This is a genomic window from Cytobacillus firmus (assembly GCF_023657595.1).
GTDB classification, from domain to species: domain Bacteria; phylum Bacillota; class Bacilli; order Bacillales; family Cytobacillaceae; genus Cytobacillus; species Cytobacillus firmus_B.
On record NZ_CP098323.1, the window covers coordinates 2832833 to 2849650 of the forward strand.

General features: G+C 40.2%; 17 protein-coding genes. 6 read left to right on the plus strand and 11 right to left on the minus strand.

What is annotated here, in order from left to right; all coding sequences use genetic code 11:
• Positions 1 to 70 precede the first annotated feature (70 nt).
• The 8 genes from NAF01_RS14370 to NAF01_RS14405 form a co-directional block, all read right to left on the minus strand.
• The gene (locus tag NAF01_RS14370; protein WP_226617818.1) at positions 71 to 634 is read right to left on the minus strand and encodes a competence protein ComK; all 564 of its coding nucleotides are present in this window, start codon (positions 632 to 634) and stop codon (positions 71 to 73) included.
• A gap of 154 nt (positions 635 to 788) precedes the next feature.
• Positions 789 to 1823: a DNA sulfur modification protein DndB gene (locus NAF01_RS14375; RefSeq protein WP_250800616.1), complete on the minus strand. Its 1035-nt coding sequence runs from the start codon at positions 1821 to 1823 to the stop codon at positions 789 to 791.
• On the minus strand, positions 1820 to 2914 hold the full coding sequence (locus NAF01_RS14380; RefSeq protein WP_250800617.1) for a DNA sulfur modification protein DndB: 1095 nt from the start codon (positions 2912 to 2914) through the stop codon (positions 1820 to 1822). Before NAF01_RS14380 ends, NAF01_RS14375 begins: the two co-directional genes overlap by 4 nt.
• 390 nt (positions 2915 to 3304) lie before the next feature.
• The gene (locus NAF01_RS14385) at positions 3305 to 3796 is read right to left on the minus strand and encodes a fasciclin domain-containing protein (RefSeq protein WP_227887761.1); all 492 of its coding nucleotides are present in this window, start codon (positions 3794 to 3796) and stop codon (positions 3305 to 3307) included.
• A 216-nt stretch (positions 3797 to 4012) separates the two neighbouring features.
• Positions 4013 to 4990, minus strand: coding sequence for a carbohydrate kinase family protein (locus NAF01_RS14390; RefSeq protein WP_250800618.1), 978 nt, complete (start codon positions 4988 to 4990; stop codon positions 4013 to 4015).
• A 10-nt stretch (positions 4991 to 5000) separates the two neighbouring features.
• Complete coding sequence (locus tag NAF01_RS14395; protein ID WP_250800619.1) at positions 5001 to 6491, minus strand: glycoside hydrolase family 32 protein; 1491 nt, start codon at positions 6489 to 6491, stop codon at positions 5001 to 5003.
• A 55-nt stretch (positions 6492 to 6546) separates the two neighbouring features.
• Positions 6547 to 7977 carry a PTS transporter subunit EIIC gene (locus tag NAF01_RS14400; RefSeq protein ID WP_250800620.1) on the minus strand — a complete coding sequence of 477 codons (1431 nt, stop codon included), beginning with the start codon at positions 7975 to 7977 and terminating at the stop codon, positions 6547 to 6549.
• 220 nt (positions 7978 to 8197) lie between these two features.
• On the minus strand, positions 8198 to 9187 hold the full coding sequence (locus NAF01_RS14405) for a LacI family DNA-binding transcriptional regulator (RefSeq protein WP_250800621.1): 990 nt from the start codon (positions 9185 to 9187) through the stop codon (positions 8198 to 8200).
• 271 nt (positions 9188 to 9458) lie between these two features.
• Between NAF01_RS14405 and NAF01_RS14410 the strand changes: the two genes are divergently transcribed.
• On the plus strand, positions 9459 to 10010 hold the full coding sequence (locus NAF01_RS14410) for a DUF6143 family protein (RefSeq protein ID WP_226617810.1): 552 nt from the start codon (positions 9459 to 9461) through the stop codon (positions 10008 to 10010).
• A 283-nt stretch (positions 10011 to 10293) separates the two neighbouring features.
• On the plus strand, positions 10294 to 11013 hold the full coding sequence (locus NAF01_RS14415) for a nucleotidyltransferase domain-containing protein (protein WP_250800622.1): 720 nt from the start codon (positions 10294 to 10296) through the stop codon (positions 11011 to 11013).
• Positions 11014 to 11129: 116 nt separating this feature from the next.
• Here the strand turns inward: NAF01_RS14415 and NAF01_RS14420 are convergent, their stop codons facing one another.
• Entirely contained in the window at positions 11130 to 11420 is a 291-nt protein-coding gene (locus NAF01_RS14420; RefSeq protein WP_226617809.1) for a hypothetical protein, read from the minus strand.
• 495 nt (positions 11421 to 11915) lie between these two features.
• Here NAF01_RS14420 and NAF01_RS14425 point away from each other — a divergent pair, with 495 nt between their 5' ends.
• On the plus strand, positions 11916 to 12668 hold the full coding sequence (locus NAF01_RS14425) for a YwaF family protein (RefSeq protein WP_250800623.1): 753 nt from the start codon (positions 11916 to 11918) through the stop codon (positions 12666 to 12668).
• 386 nt (positions 12669 to 13054) lie between these two features.
• Here the strand turns inward: NAF01_RS14425 and NAF01_RS14430 are convergent, their stop codons facing one another.
• Positions 13055 to 13363, minus strand: a complete 309-nt coding sequence (locus NAF01_RS14430) for a YciI family protein (protein ID WP_250800624.1) — start codon at positions 13361 to 13363, stop codon at positions 13055 to 13057.
• Between the two features lie 451 nt (positions 13364 to 13814).
• On the opposite strand from NAF01_RS14430, the gene NAF01_RS14435 reads away from it, so the two are divergent.
• Positions 13815 to 14036: a hypothetical protein gene (locus tag NAF01_RS14435; RefSeq protein WP_197249608.1), complete on the plus strand. Its 222-nt coding sequence runs from the start codon at positions 13815 to 13817 to the stop codon at positions 14034 to 14036.
• A 285-nt stretch (positions 14037 to 14321) separates the two neighbouring features.
• Positions 14322 to 14465: a hypothetical protein gene (locus NAF01_RS14440; RefSeq protein ID WP_226617806.1), complete on the plus strand. Its 144-nt coding sequence runs from the start codon at positions 14322 to 14324 to the stop codon at positions 14463 to 14465.
• A gap of 628 nt (positions 14466 to 15093) precedes the next feature.
• On the opposite strand, the gene NAF01_RS14445 is transcribed toward NAF01_RS14440, so the two are convergent.
• Positions 15094 to 15720, minus strand: a complete 627-nt coding sequence (locus tag NAF01_RS14445; RefSeq protein ID WP_226617805.1) for a class I SAM-dependent methyltransferase — start codon at positions 15718 to 15720, stop codon at positions 15094 to 15096.
• Between the two features lie 449 nt (positions 15721 to 16169).
• On the opposite strand from NAF01_RS14445, the gene NAF01_RS14450 reads away from it, so the two are divergent.
• Entirely contained in the window at positions 16170 to 16643 is a 474-nt protein-coding gene (locus tag NAF01_RS14450) for a DUF2975 domain-containing protein (RefSeq protein ID WP_250800625.1), read from the plus strand.
• The last annotated feature ends 175 nt before the right edge of the window (positions 16644 to 16818 follow it).

Consider the following 16818-nt stretch of genomic DNA (forward strand, 5'->3'; position numbering starts at 1 on the left):
GAAAGTGCCTATCCCCATTACTGCTATGCTGGACAGGCACCCTTAAGCCTTCAAAAGACGCTGTCTGATGCTACTCTTTCTTCCTTTCAATGATATAGTTACGCTTCCCTTTTTTAACCGAGTATGTATCGGTGGTTCTTTCCATAATAAAGCTGAAAGTGTTTTCCTTTCGTTTGGATATTCTTGATGCCAGTATCTCTGTCCGGTCATATTTCATAGAGACCTCTTTTTCAGCCGCATTCAGTTTAAAACAATGACCGCCACTCACATAAACGTTTGAGGTATTATAGCCCTCTGGCATGATGGCATCCACATGATGAAGCGCAAACCACACACACTCATCGTGGCCAGGCGATGTATGAGAAAACCAATACATGTCCATCCCACCCGGAATTCTTACAGGGGCAGATCTGCAGGGTCCAAGTATGGTTTTCGAACCGCTCGATGCACCATTCAGATCAAAGCCATAATAATTGATGCTTTCATCTATGATCTCAATCGGTTTCTTGTTTACCATAAACGTATAATTCCCTTCCAAAACCAAACTGCAGCATTCACCTACTTCGTTATAATGGGCCCTGATTGATTTCGTTTCCGGTATGATGATATACTCCCGTATTAGTAATGCATTCATTGTAATTAATATCCTCCCTTATACTTCACTATTTAAAAAATGTAAATTAAGGAGTATACTAACTTATGAGCTGGTATACTCCATCTCAACTAGACTCTCAGGCTATCGTCTTCCCGGACCCGCCTGAGGGTTTTTTTATGCTGTTACATCATGCTCACCTCCTTTTCGTCTCCAGCCAATAGGCAATCTTCTCTATATTTCTCTTGCTTTTATCAAGGTAAAAGAATTCTCCTCTTGCAACTCCGTCAAATCTTCTCCACTCCGGATTCGTGCTGCTCCAGTTCACTTCTTTTAAGCTATCCATTCGTTCAATCAGACTTTCTTTTTTGACTGACAGTGATTGATATCCCCAGTCTTTCATAGCGTATAAGGATATGGCCTGAATAAGCGGAAAGCTCGCCAGCATGGTTTCGTGATAGTTTCCGATTCTTTTAGGAGATTTAAAGTTGAAGAGTTTATCAAACCAGGAATTTACGATATCCTTATAAGCTTCATCCTCTCCCCCGGCAATCTCCTTCCATTCATCCGATCTGTTTAACAGCTTGCCTGCCAGTAAAGTGGCCACAAGCAAGCGCAGCTGGGAAAGTGAAAGGAACTTTTTATTAGCCGGCCGAATAATAGCCCTTTTTTCAGTTTCCACACCTGCTTCTATCAGCTTGGCATTGGATTGAAGAATCCGGTTTGTCATCCCGTTTAAACGGTCTCTCGAATCATAGGCGATTCGCTTGGACAATGCCACCTGTTTCCCTTTTGTGTTTAAATCAATAAAAAGCTGGTTTTCCTCATCCATGGAGAGTCCTTCAAGGACCTGAATAGAGATCTCTGTCTTCTCCAGCAGATATTGAAGATAATAAGCATTCCGGATTTCTTCGTCCTTCTCACTTTTCATACTCATGAAAATTTGATCCTCAAGCTGAAGCAGGGCTTTCATCCGGTGTGACCCATCTACAATTCTTAATCCGCCTGGCGTTTGCCCTCCTAACATCCCCTCTTCTGCTGCGGCAACCAGCGGCGGCATATATATTTCTCCTCCTGCAGCATTCGAGAAGATATACTTTTTAATCCGTCTGACCTGAAGCTGATTCGTGTCTCTCAGAATAAGCTTTTTTTCTTTATGCATTTTGACCAGTTCGGAAACAGGCAGCGCTATAAAAGCCTGCCGCTTAGTGAAAATATCATGAACAATCACGGCTTCAGCCCTCCCTGTACGATTTTCTTTTTGAATTCCAATGAGGTCTGCTGGATTTTTCTCGTGGCTGAATGGCCTTTAATTTTCGAAGCCGCCGGGTCAAACAGGTGACGGAACAACGGATCATCGTGCTTCCAGCTGCACTCGAATTTTAAGTGTTTGAGTTCGTGTATAGATTCTTTGTAGGATAAGTTATGAGTCCTGGTCAGCTGATTGGCACAATAGGCAAGAGCAATTTGCACCCCTGAGTAACCGCTTACAAATTTAAGTCTATTGGCGCTTTTCTTCGGGAAAATCTGCTGCCATATCTGAAAAAATTCGATTGCGATCTCTTCTGCTTCCTTCGGGTTGCATCTATAATACGGGGTACCTTTTTTTACTGTTAAAATACCTTCAAATAAGGCAATGATACATCTCCTCATGGTGGCTAACGATGTAAGTGCGGAGTTGTGAACGGAAATTCTGGAAAGGTTTTGTTCTATTTCAAAGATAGGCTGAAGCTTTGCTGCTACGGTTCTTGTCATCTCCGTATATTGGTCACGCTGATCATAGAGCATAACCTGCCCGATATGAGCATCTCTTCTTTCCGTATTTATATCAGTAAAAAGCTGCCTCTCCTGTGTTGTTGTCAAATTCAGGAATACCTGCATGGCAACGGGATATTCTTTCACTCTCTCAATATAGGTCTGCAGGATAATGGCTTCATCCAGCCTGCCTGTTTCCTCCGCTGATTCTTTTCTGGATTTAAGATGGCTTATGGCAGATGAGAAACTCGCGCTGCGATGCTGTCCATCAATGATGTAAAGCTTGCTTCCGGGAGTCAGTTCCCATCCATCCTCCGTTTGGCGAATCGCGCCTCTGGCCGAAAACACAAATGGGGAAAAGTAAAAATCTTTGCCTTCTTCAAGCGATTGGATGATAAACTCTCTGATCTCCACCCGCCTTTTTGGATCCAGCTTTCTCTGAACTTCCTCATCCACTTCAAATATCGCTTCCAAAGTCGCATATCGCAGCTGAGTGACTAGTACTTTTTTACCAAATTGATTGTATGCCGAGCCCATAATTCTGGTTAATACGCCAATATCTGTCATATTTCTCACCCCGAGATTCATTATAGGCATGTTGTCTGATTATTGTAAAATCATTTTTCACCATCACACTCGCTCCGTTCTTTCAAAGGCCTGATTTTGATAAGTCAGCCTGCTTTCATACCATTGACAGTAGCGGGAAGACAAGATAAAATATGCTGCTCAATTTTCGAACCTGGCGTAAGACTTTTGTTTGTGATTTATGTCACAAATACCTTCTTAAAACACTCTTTTCAACCTTCCTAAAAAAAAACAGATATAAAAAAAACAAATTTTCCTCTAATTTCGAACATTTTGTGACAGGCTGTTCTCAGCTGGATCATCTTGAAACTACGTGAAAAGAAGGCATAAAAAAGACTGAAACCCCGAGGGGATTTCAGTCTCTTCTCAGATCTATTTCGGCAATAATACACGATCAATGACATGGATTACACCATTGGAAGCAGCAATGTCAGGTGTTACCACAGTGGCATCATTGACTTTAACAGGGTTAAGTGAAATTGTCACATCTTTTTCTGCGAGTGTTTTTGCCTTCATTCCATCCTTCAAATCTGAAGACATGACTTTACCCTGAACAACGTGATAAAGCAAAATATCCTTCAGATCCTTTCTTGCCAATAACTGTTCTGCCGTAATGTTCAATTCCGTCAGAAGCTTGTTGAAAGCCGCATCTGTTGGAGCAAAAACTGTGAATGGTCCTTCACCTTTAAGCGTATCAACCAGTCCCGCTTTCTCCAAAGCAGCTGCCAGGATCTTAAAATCCCCAGCTTGTACAGCAGTATCAACGATGTCTTTCTTAGTACCAGTGTTTTCTGCAGCTGATGCCAGTCCAGAGAAGGAAAGCAGCATCATAAAAACCAGTGAAAATGCAATTATCTTCTTCAATTGAAATGCCTCCTTTTTCATTTAATGGTGCACACTATGTAAACACCAGGAATTATTGTTTACTTTTCTGTAAATTTTATCCTGATTATACTCAAGTGCCTAATAAGCAGCATGAATGCTCAGAAATACTATATTTTTTATAACTAAAAAAGCATAATCTCCTCATACGGAAATTATGCTTCATTGCATCTTCTTTGAATATCAAAACATGGCGTGTCATCTTTCCTGTTCCTTTATAAGGGCCAGCACTTTTTCCTTAACAGGCAGTGCCGATATAGCCCCCTTGCCTGCAGCTGTTAACGCCCCGCTTGCATTAGCAAACTGCAAAATGTCTTCATGCTTTTCTCTTAATATACTTAACACATTTTCAGGGTTTGCTTTAGCTTCCAGAAGCTTAAATAAAAATCCGCCAATAAATGCATCTCCTGCACCAGTGGTATCCTGGACATCTACTGTGAATCCCGAAGATTCCCATTTATCAGCTTGTGTATATAATTCGGCTCCATCAGCTCCCTTTGTATAGACCACAGCCTGAACATCTCCCTTGAAGAGCGAAGCAATCGCTTCAGCCTCATCACTGATTCCGGTGATGAATTCCAGTTCTTCATCCGAAACCTTCAAAATATGAGCATGGGGCAAAAATTCAAGAATTGTAGCCCGGCAATCCTCCGCACTCTCCCATAACGGCAGTCTGACATTCGGATCAAAGCTGACAAGGCCGCCCTTTTTCTTCATTACTTCCACAGCTCTCTTATGGGCTATTTTCATTGGGCTATCGACCAGGTCAACCGAGCAGAAGTGCAGGATATCTCCTTCACCAAACCACTCTTCCTGCAGCTCCGATTTTTCAAACAGCAAATCTGCAGACGGTTTCCGGTAAAAAGAAAAATCCCGCTCACCGTTTTCTTTCAGAGAAACAAACGCAAGCCCTGTGTTCGCTTCGCTGGTGCGGAGAATCTTGTCTGTCTCCACTCCGGCGCTTTGAAGCTGCTCAATCAGGAAGTCGCCAAATGCATCATTTCCAAGCTTGGTAATCATGGAAGCTTCGCGACCCAACTTTGCCACGGCCGCGGCAACATTAGCCGGTGCACCGCCCGGGGCCCGCTCAAAAGCGGTGACATCCTTCAAGGCTGCCCCCTTCTCAAGCGGGATAAAATCTATTAACACTTCACCAATCGAGTATAGTTTCGTCATGTTCTCACCCTTACCGTGTAATCCCTTGCTTTAACTCATGCTTCGTATAAGTGCATGTCATTTTTTGATCACTGAACAGTTTGATTCCATTTGATTCTTTTTCAGGAAATACTCTTGCCGTGAACACAGCTTCCCCATCATTGATAAAAATCTCAGCAATACTGTGGTCAACAAACACTTGAACACTTACAGAAGAATCGATTTTCAGTTCAGAGCTCCTTACAAAACCGTATTCCCCGCCAAATGAGGATGCAAATTTTTCCCGGTTCAGACTCACAGTTTGTGAGCTGCGGTCAAACTCAAGCACTAAACCCTCCTTTTCAGAAGCAAACAGCTCAATCCCAAATACATCAGCATCTACTGTATCAAAATTAAATTCGAGCTCGTGCTGCCCGATTCCTTCATCAATCATCAGGCTTCCCGACTCAGTGGTCACGCTGCTCGTTACCGACTTTACGCGAAGCTGCTTCAGCATATCTGCTGGTCTTTGAGAAAGCTTCCCATCGACAAGACACAGCTCACGCGGAATTGACAGGCAATGCGCCCAATCCTCTTTATCACTCGGATAATCGATTTCACCCATTCCCGCCCATGAAAATAACAGGCGCTCATTATATTTGCCGGCAAACGTTTGCGGAGCGTAAAAATCAAACCCTTTTTCAAGCTCCTGGAAATGCTCCGGCTCAAATGAAAGAGCTTCTACATCCAAATGGCCCACTGCATACATGACATTATATAGATTATGGTAATCATGCCCTTCAGGCTTTAACCCTTGCGGAGAGAAAATCAGCACATCTTTGCCGTCGAGCTCGAAATAATCCGGACACTCCAGCATATACACCGAACCAGGAAAATCAATCTGCAGATTCAGCTCCCCTTTAAATGACCAGTCAATGGCATTTTCAGATTCATAGACAATAATTGCACCGGTCAGGTTTTCACGCTGTGCACCAAGCAGCATATAGTAGCGGCCGTTCTTTTCAAACACCTTTGGATCGCGGACATGCCCGGTATAGCCCTGCGGAACCCCTTTAATAATCGGGTTGTTTTCATATTTTTGAATCTTCCCTTCCTGGTCCATGATCGCCAGGCACTGATTCGCCGATCTTTCCTCTGCACTGTATTTGATATTGCCTGTGTAATACAAATAGAGCATTCCGTCCACCTCAAGAGAAGCTCCGGAATAGGCACCATGGGACTCATAATCCTCCACCGGAACCAGTGCAGCCGGGAGACGCTCCCAGTTCACAAGGTCCGCTGATTTCACATGGGCCCAATGCTTCATGCCGTGTATCGCACCGAACGGGTACCACTGATAAAAAACGTGGAACTCACCGTTGTAATAGGCAAGCCCATTAGGGTCATTAATTAAACCGTACTGAGGGTGGATATGGCAGGCCGGCTTCCATGGGGATTCTGCGGATTTTTCCATGAGTCTCTCCAGTTCATTCTCTTTTGCTTCATATAACGTTCGATACTTTGGTTCTGTATATCTCTTCATACTAAGTCCTCTCCTGTAAAAATAGAGAAGAGAGGAATTTCTCCCTCCCATTCTATTAATCTAAGTTTGGTTTTTTTACTTTAAAGTACACAACCGTCAGAACCGCACCTACTGCTAAGGCCAGCACATTGGCGATAATGTAATTGATATGTCCGTTGCCTTGTGCCGCCACAATCGCAAAACCAGGCAGCGCAGTCGCACCAAAGCCTAATGCCTTGATTCCTGTCATATATACATACGCTCCGCCGATGGCACCGCCAATACAGCCCATTACGAGCGGAAATCTATATTTCACGTTAACCCCAAACAGTGCAGGTTCAGAGATTCCGAACAATGTCGAACCAAACGATGAAATACCAATCTGTTTGGCTTTATCATTTTTCCATAGAACCAAAGTGTAGCCAAGCACTGCTCCACCCTGTCCCATTAAAGCAACCGACATCAGAGGCATAATAAAGTTTGATCCTGTGTCAGCAATCAGCTGTGCTTCAACCGCCCCAATAACGTGATGCAGGCCGGTAATAACGATCACTTGCTGGATCCCGGCAAACAACATGAATCCGACAATGCCTAAATTATCAACACTCCACATCAGGCCCGCCGTAATTCCATCTGATAACAGACGGCCAAATGGGCCAATAGCCGAGAATAATAGGAAACCAGAAACGACAATCGTTAGAAAAGGCGCAAGGAAAAGCTTGATAATATCCGGAACTTTTCTGCTGAAAAATTGGTCAAGCTTAGCCACAACAAGTCCCATTAACAATGCAATGATAATCCCGCCCTGGAAGGCAACGAGTGAAACCTTTAAGCCGAATAAACTGATGACTTCCGGCTCGACCGTTCCGTTTCCAACTAAATAAGCGTTTGCAAGATCGGGGTGAAGCATAATTGCACCGAGCACTAATCCGAGAACCGGGTTGCCGCCAAACCGCTTGGTTGCCGAATACACAACGAGCAATGGAAGAATCGTAAAGATCCCGGTTGACATGATGCTAATGAAACGATTAAATCCAGCAATGGCCGGATACAGCTCAACCACCGACTGTTCACCGAAAATCCCTTCCTGGCTGAGAAGTCCTGTAACCCCCATCAAAAGTGCAGCAGCCAATAATCCTGGAATGATTTCAACAAACACATCGGATAAAGCCTTGATCCCTTTTTGGAACGCATTCTGTTTCTGGGCAGATTGCTCTTTTACGTCGCCAAGTGACATTCCTGAAATGCCTGCCTCTTCTGTAAAGACAGCATACACATCATTAACTGTACCTGCCCCAAAAATAACCTGCAGCTGATCTCCGGCTACGAACGATCCTTTCACAAAATCAAGCTCTCCAATGGCCTTCGTGTCTGCCAGTGAATTATCTTTCAGAACCAGCCGCAGCCTTGTGGCACAGTGGGCTGCACCCTGAAGGTTTTCCTTCCCTCCAATTAACTTTAGTAATTCTTGGACTGTAGGCAGGTATTTGGATTTTATGTTTGCCATTTGTCTATTTCCTCCCCTTCATCCAGAAACGGAACCGGTTCCATTTCTGGATAAAAAAATAGTCATGTTTGTTTATCATCTCTTTGGAACCGGTTCCTTTTCAGTTCAAAAAACAACCCGCTTTTCACCCGATATAAGGGTTCGTTGCGCGGGAACCGGTTCCATTAATTTGATTATAGTACAGTTTTCAGTTTTCAACAACCCATTTTTGAAAACGTTATCAGCTATTTACACTTTTCACGCTCTCGCCTTCAATAAAATCAAATCCGGAGACCTGTAATGGCGTGACTTCTTCCCCGTTGGTCAATTTAATAATTGTCTCGGCAGCCATTACACCTGTCTCTTCATTTTTAAAGCGAATAGTCGTAAGGGAAGGATGAATGACTTCTGAAATATTGTATCCCCCAAAACCTGTGATTGAAAAATCCTCCGGCACTTTTTTGCCGAGTTTTGAAATGGTCTTCAGAGCCCCAAACGCGATTGTGTCAGTCGCACAAATGATGGCTGTCGGTGAGATGTCCTTAAGCATTTCCTGTGTGATTCTGGCTGCATCCTGCAAATCAAACTGGGATACAAAGGTTTTAACATCAGAAACTCCAGCTGTTTTTAACCCCTCCAAAATTCCCTGCTTCCGGCGCTGCCCTACGGCAATATCGCTTTCCGTTACTCCGATATATGCGACAGCACGATGCCCTTTTTGTGCAACAAACTGGCCCATTTTAAATCCTGCCTGATAATCATCATTAATAATGCAGGTGCAATGATCGACTTCCTGTGCGACGATCAGAACCGGAATTTGTATGGAGTTAATCGTCTCGATATGTTTTTCCGTTACGCCTGTCGCAATCAGAATAATGCCGTCGACTTTTTGGCGGGACAAGCTGATTAGGCTTTCGATTTCCCGGTCAACATGCTTGCTTGTACTAATGATCAAGGTGGTATAATCCCTCTTTCTCAGTTCTTCATCAATGGCCATCAGCACCGTCGATGTAACATACGAATCAAGCGTAGGTGCAATGACCCCAATAAAGTTCGTTTTCTTAGCCTTCAGGCTTTGCGCAAACGAATTAGGTTCATACTTCGTTTCCTCGATCACCTTTCTGATCTTGGCTTTCGTCTGTTCGCTTACATGGCCGCCATTCAAATACCTCGAAACGGTACTCTTGGCAACTCCGGCAAGCTTTGCTATATCTTTGATCGTTGTATTCATGATTTGTTCACCTATTTGTAATAGAATTGCTTTTATTATATATGAATAGAGGAAGTAATTATAGGCAGTTGTGTGTTGGTTACACAAGAAGACTCCAAACTTTTCAAAAACAAGCTTGATTTTTTCTGCACCTTCCCCATGACGAATGAAATGCTGATGTAGAACATATCATCGTGAAAGAAGTGCTTTTATCATCACCCATATAATTCCAATACTCCCGTATTATTGATATACGGGCAATATCTTATTTTTTTGGAAAGAAGGGATAAGATTGAGTTCAAAAAAAGGAAATGGCGTTCAAGGCCGGTTTATTCAGGCAGTAGACATTCCACAGGAACTTTATCAGTCTTTAAAAGGAAAATATTTTATCGGTTATGCGGATGAATTAAGCTTTGGCAGGGGGACGAGTGCATGGGCGAGATTGTATAATCCTCCTAACTCAGGAGTGAATTTGCATGTGAATGTATGGACCGTAACGGATGTATCGGATTCCACCTTCCGGGCACAATTTTGGTTCAATGCTGATCCTCCCGGGACACCAATTGAATCAGAATTAGTGACACCAGCAAATACTGCCATCACTCCCCTTCCCATGCCCAAAATAAAACTTCAATATGCAACAAATGTCGTTGGGGAGCCAACCGGGGGGATAAAAGCCTTTGTCCGCAGAGGGCAGCCGGAAACGACCCTCGTTGATACAGAAAATGGGAAATTCATTTTTCCGCCAGGCGGCTCCTTTCTTGTATTTTTATCGAATCCGGAGACACCGAGAACTGCTACATCAGGAAGAATCGCGTTTGGCTGGTGGGAAGCTAAAATATAAGTTATTTTAGAAAAAGCCGCCGATACCGGCAGCAGAATAGCAGAGCTGATTTTCAAGGTAATTGCCCTGGATGTTTTTACGAGGAATAATATGCATTTACTTTAACAAACTCTTATATGCCAATAGTACTTTTTGATAAAGTAAGATTATCGACATTATAGTTTTAGTAAATTTTCACTTCTTCAACTGGGCAGGATAGTTAAGCAAGGCATGGAATTTAAAGGTATTTTTCTCTTTAATATAGAACAAGTATATGAAATTTGATTAATCGGATGTGAAACCAATGACAAATTTAAATAGATTAGCCCCTATCGAAGCAGCACACCAGTTTGTTAATGAACATTTTCCGAATTGTAAGGGAGCCTTATTAGCAGGAAGTGTTGTACGGGGTGAAGCAACAGAAAAGTCTGACCTTGATATTGTTATTTTTGATAAAAACCTTAGAACATCTTACAGAGAGTCATTAATAGAATATGGTTGGCATATTGAAGTGTTTGTACATAATTTAACCTCATATAAACAATTTTTTAAAATGGATTATGAAAGAGCGAGACCGTCGATGCCAAAGATGGTTTCAGAAGGGATCGTCCTAAAAGATGATGGGATAATTGAGTCTATAAAAAAAGAGGCAAATGATTTATTACATAACGGTCCACAAGAATGGTCCGAAGAAACGATAACTACAAAGCGATACTTTCTTTCGGATGCACTCGATGATTTTATAGGTTCTTCTAATAGATCAGAAGAATTATTTATAGCCACTACACTTGCTGAGTTATTAAGTGAATTCGTTTTGAGAACAAACCGTCAATGGATTGGTACATCTAAATGGGTATATCGTTCATTAAAAGATTATGATGAGGAGTTCGCAAATCAATTTGTAAAGGCTTTTGATATATTTTATAAGACAGGTAACAAAGGCCAAGTTATAGAATTAGCTGATAATGTCCTGCAGCCATTTGGGGGAAAGTTGTTTGATGGTTTTTCTTTAGGAAAAAGATAGATGTGATCTTCAATTGCGGGGAGCGTTAGTTGAAGATGAAAAAATTAAGGGCCTATTATAAGGCCCTTAATTTACATTTGATTAACAGAGACAAAATAAAAATAGGAGTTCGTTTTCTACTTATTCATAAATCCAGGGGGAAAATAATAAGGCGGAACCTTTATCCACCCTCGTTTTCGCATAATTGTTTTTAGAGTTCCACCAAACATAGCCCATTCAAGAAAGAATTCAATCCACATTTTGCCTGCATCATTACGTACTGCATCTGCTTTTCCCTTTGCACAAAGCTGAGAGGATGTAACGAGCTTGAATGCTAGTCCGTTTGTAATTTCATTATCTGTTAACTTAACCCCTAAAGGAACAGTGTTAGGCTCTGATATCGATTTTGAAGAAGTTACATCTCGCATGGAATTCTCTCCTCTTTCATGAACCCACTGATTCTTTTAGTGGGACTCAAATATTTTAACTACATCGACTAGTAACCTTTTACTTCCTCATCCGAAGTTGTATTGTGTCCGATTTCCTCATATCGAATAAATTCTTCAACGACCGTTAGATACTGTCAACAACCGCCTATTTTTATGACATGCAATGGAGATTTAGGCTCATTTGTCGCATCAATTGAGATTTTTAGCATGTTAAATACGGCTTCAAATCGGATTAGGCATTTTTTTCTCCCTTTTTTATTTTTTAATTTTCCTTATTATCGATAGAAAAATGTATCATATTTTATTTCCGGCTGGATTTGATTGATCTGTGAGAAACGATTAATGGATTTAATGTTCATACTCCAATGGCAATGATTTTTTATGAACTTAACCTTTAAGGGCATAAAAGTGTATAAAACACATTGAAAAAGCACACCTTATGTTTGCTCTTATTCAATCGTGGGGTGGAAAATCATGGAGTGGTTTAGCCGAAGTAATCATTCTTTCCAATTTAGCTTGTTTTCTGTAAATCACATAGCTGCCTTAAGCATTTTTGTGCTTGTTGCAGCTGCTATATTTCTAAACCGAAAGAAATTAAATGATCAGAAATGGAGAAAGATTGAAATAGGGACAGCTTTTTCATTGATCTTGATTGAAGGTATGAATCACGTTTGGATGTACATCAATGGAGTATGGAGTTTCGGTCGCTCCCTGCCTTTGGAATTGTGTAACATTGCTCTTATTTTATGTATTTTCTTACTAATGACGCGAAGAAAAATATTCTTTGAATTGATGTTCTTTATAGCTGTTTTAGGTGCTACACAAGCGATCATCACCCCTGCCCTTACATATGACTTCCCGCATTTTCGTTACTTCCGCTTTTTTTATGAGCATATAATGGTAGTATGGGCAGCCTTATATTTTACTTGGGTAAAAGGCTATTATCCGTCCTTCCGGTCATTAAGGAAGCTATTGATCTTTATCAATCTCCTTTTGCCAATCATTTTTTTCGTAAATAACCAGGCAGGTGGAAATTATTGGTTCTTGCGGCACAAACCTGAAAGCCCGAGTTTATTTGATTTACTGGGTCCTTATCCATGGTATATCTTTACATTGGAAAGTCTGTTAATTGCTCTAAGCTCTATTACCTGGTTCATCTTGCGAAAGTTGGTGAAAAACGAGGAACGTTTTCAGCTGAATATTGATCTTTCTAAACAGGAAGAATAGAGTAAGTTTTGCTTGGAGTTTAGAGAAAAAAGATATAAATTCCTGAATTAAAATTTAAAAAGAAATGAGTGTCAAAGATGAAAACTTTTCTCCCTGTATTGGCTCACGTCCTAGCAGCTTTTCTTACTGCATTTGCAGGAAGAAAATCAGAAAATAAACAAGATAGGAAACTCTACTTCGCCTTAATGGTCGGCGGCTTTGTATGGTCCCAGTTACAGACAGAATATCTTATATGGAGAATAAATAAGAATACCGATCGTACTTTAAATAAATCGCAGGATTAACTACATTAGCACCCAAGATAAAAGAAAATTACTAGTTATTTAGAACATTACATTTACATTAAAAAGCCGCCAGTACTTTTACAGACGGATGTATTATGAGCTTCATTCCCCATGCAGCTGCATAAAAATGGGTGGCACCTTACAAGGATGAACCTCAATTTTCTCCCATACCTTTCCGGTTACATAAGGTTCTTCTTTAAGCCATAGGTCCAGTTCCTCTCTTGATGGATACTCCACCACCATCAAGCTGCCAATCATTTTTTCTTCATCATCAAGGATCGCTGCAGCATATAAATGCTCTCCTTCTTTACATCTCTTCTCTACACCTCTTAAATGTTCTTCCCTTGCCTGTAATCTTCTTTCCAATGCCTTCTCATCAGTGCCGTCATAAGCCGTAATAATAAATAGCATAAATTTATCCCCCTCTGCCTTTTTTTTGATAGTGCAGCGACTGCTTCTGTTTCAACCAATTGATTTTCATAACCAAAAGGTACTGTGAACATTATGTAGACCAAACGCTTCTCTAGCTGTGTTCCATACAATCACTAAACCAGACTGATCAGCAAATGCTGCCAGCACTTTTGTATAAACTGCATCCTTTAACCAAATAATAACACAATAAATTGTTTTCTTACTCTTCAACTCTAAACAGAGAAAACTCGTCATTACCCTGGCGAGTTTTTGATATTTTATGCCAGCTAACAGTCAATTCTTTTCTTTTGAATTTGTGTTGGATGGGTCGGCGCATACATTCATCAATTCAGCTAAGATTAAAAATATATGTCTTGTTAAGCACACATCGGGATATTTCTATTAGGAACGGTAAATCTAAGCAGATTTTTTCTAAAAAGGAGTGTAAATTTTGAAAAATGTTGCTAACAATGTCCATATAGGTGAATTAATAGCTGTCTCCAGCGTTTTTAATTTAAATACTTTTCGAATGACCACATTACTGGAAAATGGCTTAATGGAAGTATTCGATAACAAGGAAGCTTTTTTTAATAAGTATGGAAATAAGGAAACATATGAGGGCATAGATTGGTGCGAATTAAATAATGGAAGAATCTTTACTATGACGAAATAGGACTGGAATAAATCCCTGTAGCAGAAGTTAAGGAACGCAATCATCTCCTGGAACATATACGTATTCTCTTGCTATAGATGGTAATTTTGTAAATGCAGCTGATAGCAGCTCTTTAAATGATCGTGCCCTTATCTCAACAGTCATTAATACATGATTTTCATGCATAAAGCAGAAAGTGTTCTTCTTAGCTTTAATACTCTCCTCTCTTTTTTCTCAAATCCTCTGATAAATGAGTGTTTTATTGTAAATTATAAGGTTGTGTTAAAAAATGGAGGAGGGATCTGTATGCAACAGGAGCAACAAGCGAAGAACAATATGATGAAACCGGCCGGAACTGATCCACAAAAAGTAAAACAAGAAATTCAAAAAGATGTAAGCCGGGGACAAGGTGCAATGACTGCCAGAGAAGCAGGAGCAATGAGAGATTAAAAGACCACTTCGAGTGGTTTTTCTTTATTTCTATCGTATCGAGTTGAAAATTTAGGCTGCCAAACAAAATTTGCGAATGAATGTTTTTCAAGGAAAGAACAGCCTGCTAAATAGTGTCTATACTATAGGTTTTTGCGTTATTCTAATAACTGACTGTTAAGCTATAAATCGTCAATCCAGGACCAGTACTATTATGTATACCTGAGCGCAAAACACGCTCATGGTCAAAATAAGCTGGTTATTCTCCATAGCAGACCTTAACACAAACATAGCCGATACAATAATACTCGCAGTTGTCGTCTGGAGTGTCTCCCAAATTACTTCTAGGCACAATTTCTATTTGTGGAAATAATGATTTAACCTTTCTTCCGGAAGAACAGCTTAACTGATTCTCTTTCGAATCCCCTAACATTACAGCTCACCTCCTTCATAATAGATTATTCAAAAGCAGGGACAGGTGAATAGTTGTTAATCATGTGTTAAGAGATAGATACTATTTTCCTGATTTTTAAGCTGTTTTAAGTTCATAAAAAATGCCTGCCTTTATTAATAGGCGGGCATTTAGGTTTAAAGGGAAATCCTTAAGCGTTTTACAAGACTTAGTGAAAAGTAAGTGCAATCCTCTTCATCATTTTTTCTGACATTTTACCATTGTAAATTTAAATGGAGGTTTCGTTTCATTATCCTTATGCGGCTCCACAATTTCCGAGATTTCGATCAGTCCATATTGTCCAAATTCCTGTTTAATGGAGTCGGAATCATAGAAAAACATTTTTACTCCGTCCATGATCTCAAAATAGTCTTTACCCAATTGTTTACCCTTTCCATACATCGGAGCTTCTTTTGAAATCGAAGTAAAAATCATATATCCCTCTGGCTTTAACTGATTATAGCAAGATTTAATGAACTTCTCTCGTTCACTCTCATTCAATAAGTGTATAAGCGCATAACTAAATATCCCATCATAAAGCTTGTCATCAAAAGGCATATCGGTTACGGAACCATGAAAAATAGGCAATGTAAGCCCATTGTCTCTTGCCAATTCAATCGCTGTTTTTGAAATCTCAATTCCTGTTACATCTATTCCATTGTCAATAAACACCTTCGCATTTCTGCCATATCCAAACCCAGGAATTAAAATATCCTTCACTTTCTTTTCGAGAAAAAAATCCTTAGTCTGGATTGCTGAGTCTGAAGGTTCAAATCCCCACATCGTCTGCTTCTCTATAAAACTTGATTCCCAGAATTCTGTCATCCTTCAATCTCCTTCTGTTTGGCTTCTTTCTTAAGATAAGGCTGTTTTCTATTAGCCTTAGCTATATTTTGAAATTTACCTTATTCACGCAAAAATCGTAATTGTTACGATTTATAAAATCATTAAATCACATATTTATCATTCATGCAACAACTATGAAAACACAGGGACGGTTCAAGCGTATCAGAATGAATCGCCAGAACCGCCCCTAAGTTTTGTGATCGCGCTCTTATATCATTTTTAGAAATGATCCAGCACTTTTCCCTTCTCAGGCAGAGAGAATATAGCCCCTTCTCCACTTAAATGCACCACATTTGTCCAAGGAGACCAGCTAACCACCCCCATTATATATAACAATAATAAAGTAACTAAAAACAATATTATTTTATTGAAAAACAATAAATACCGTGTTATAGTCATTTTATCATTAAATCAATGAGGTGCTTTAAATGAGTGCTAAACAAGGTTCAACCACTTTCTTAAAAATAATTACTTTTCTAATTGGAATTGCGGTGTTTGCTTTGTGTATCTTCTGGTTACCTGAAATAGCCATACAAGATGCAAAGGTACATCCAGATACAGCTTATTTCCTAATCCCCTTTTTAGTATGTGCATATGGATTCTGTATCACGTTTTCCGTTGCGTTGTACCAAGCATTTAAACTATTAACCTATATCGAAAGGAACAATGCTTTCTCCGAGTTATCACTTAAATCTTTAAATGTTATAAAAAAATGTTCTTTTACGGTCATTTTCCTCATTCTGTTAGGAATAGTAAGCTTAAAAGTGCTTGCAAAAGTTACAGGTGACGATGCAGCAGGTCCCATTTCACTAAGTCTAATGGGCATTTTGGCAACAAGTATCATCGCAGGCATTATGGATGTACTTCAAAAGCCATTAAAAAAATTGCTGGATAAAAAATAAATGAAAAATGGATGCACTTATATGAATTGCAATTCCTGCATTGTACATATTTTTAGTGTCTAATTTCGGTAATTTTGCTGGAGAATTGTATCCAGACATATCTTATATAAAAAACACAGGGACGGTTCCGGCGTATCAGATTGAATCGCCAGAACCGTTCCTATGTTTAAGGCAA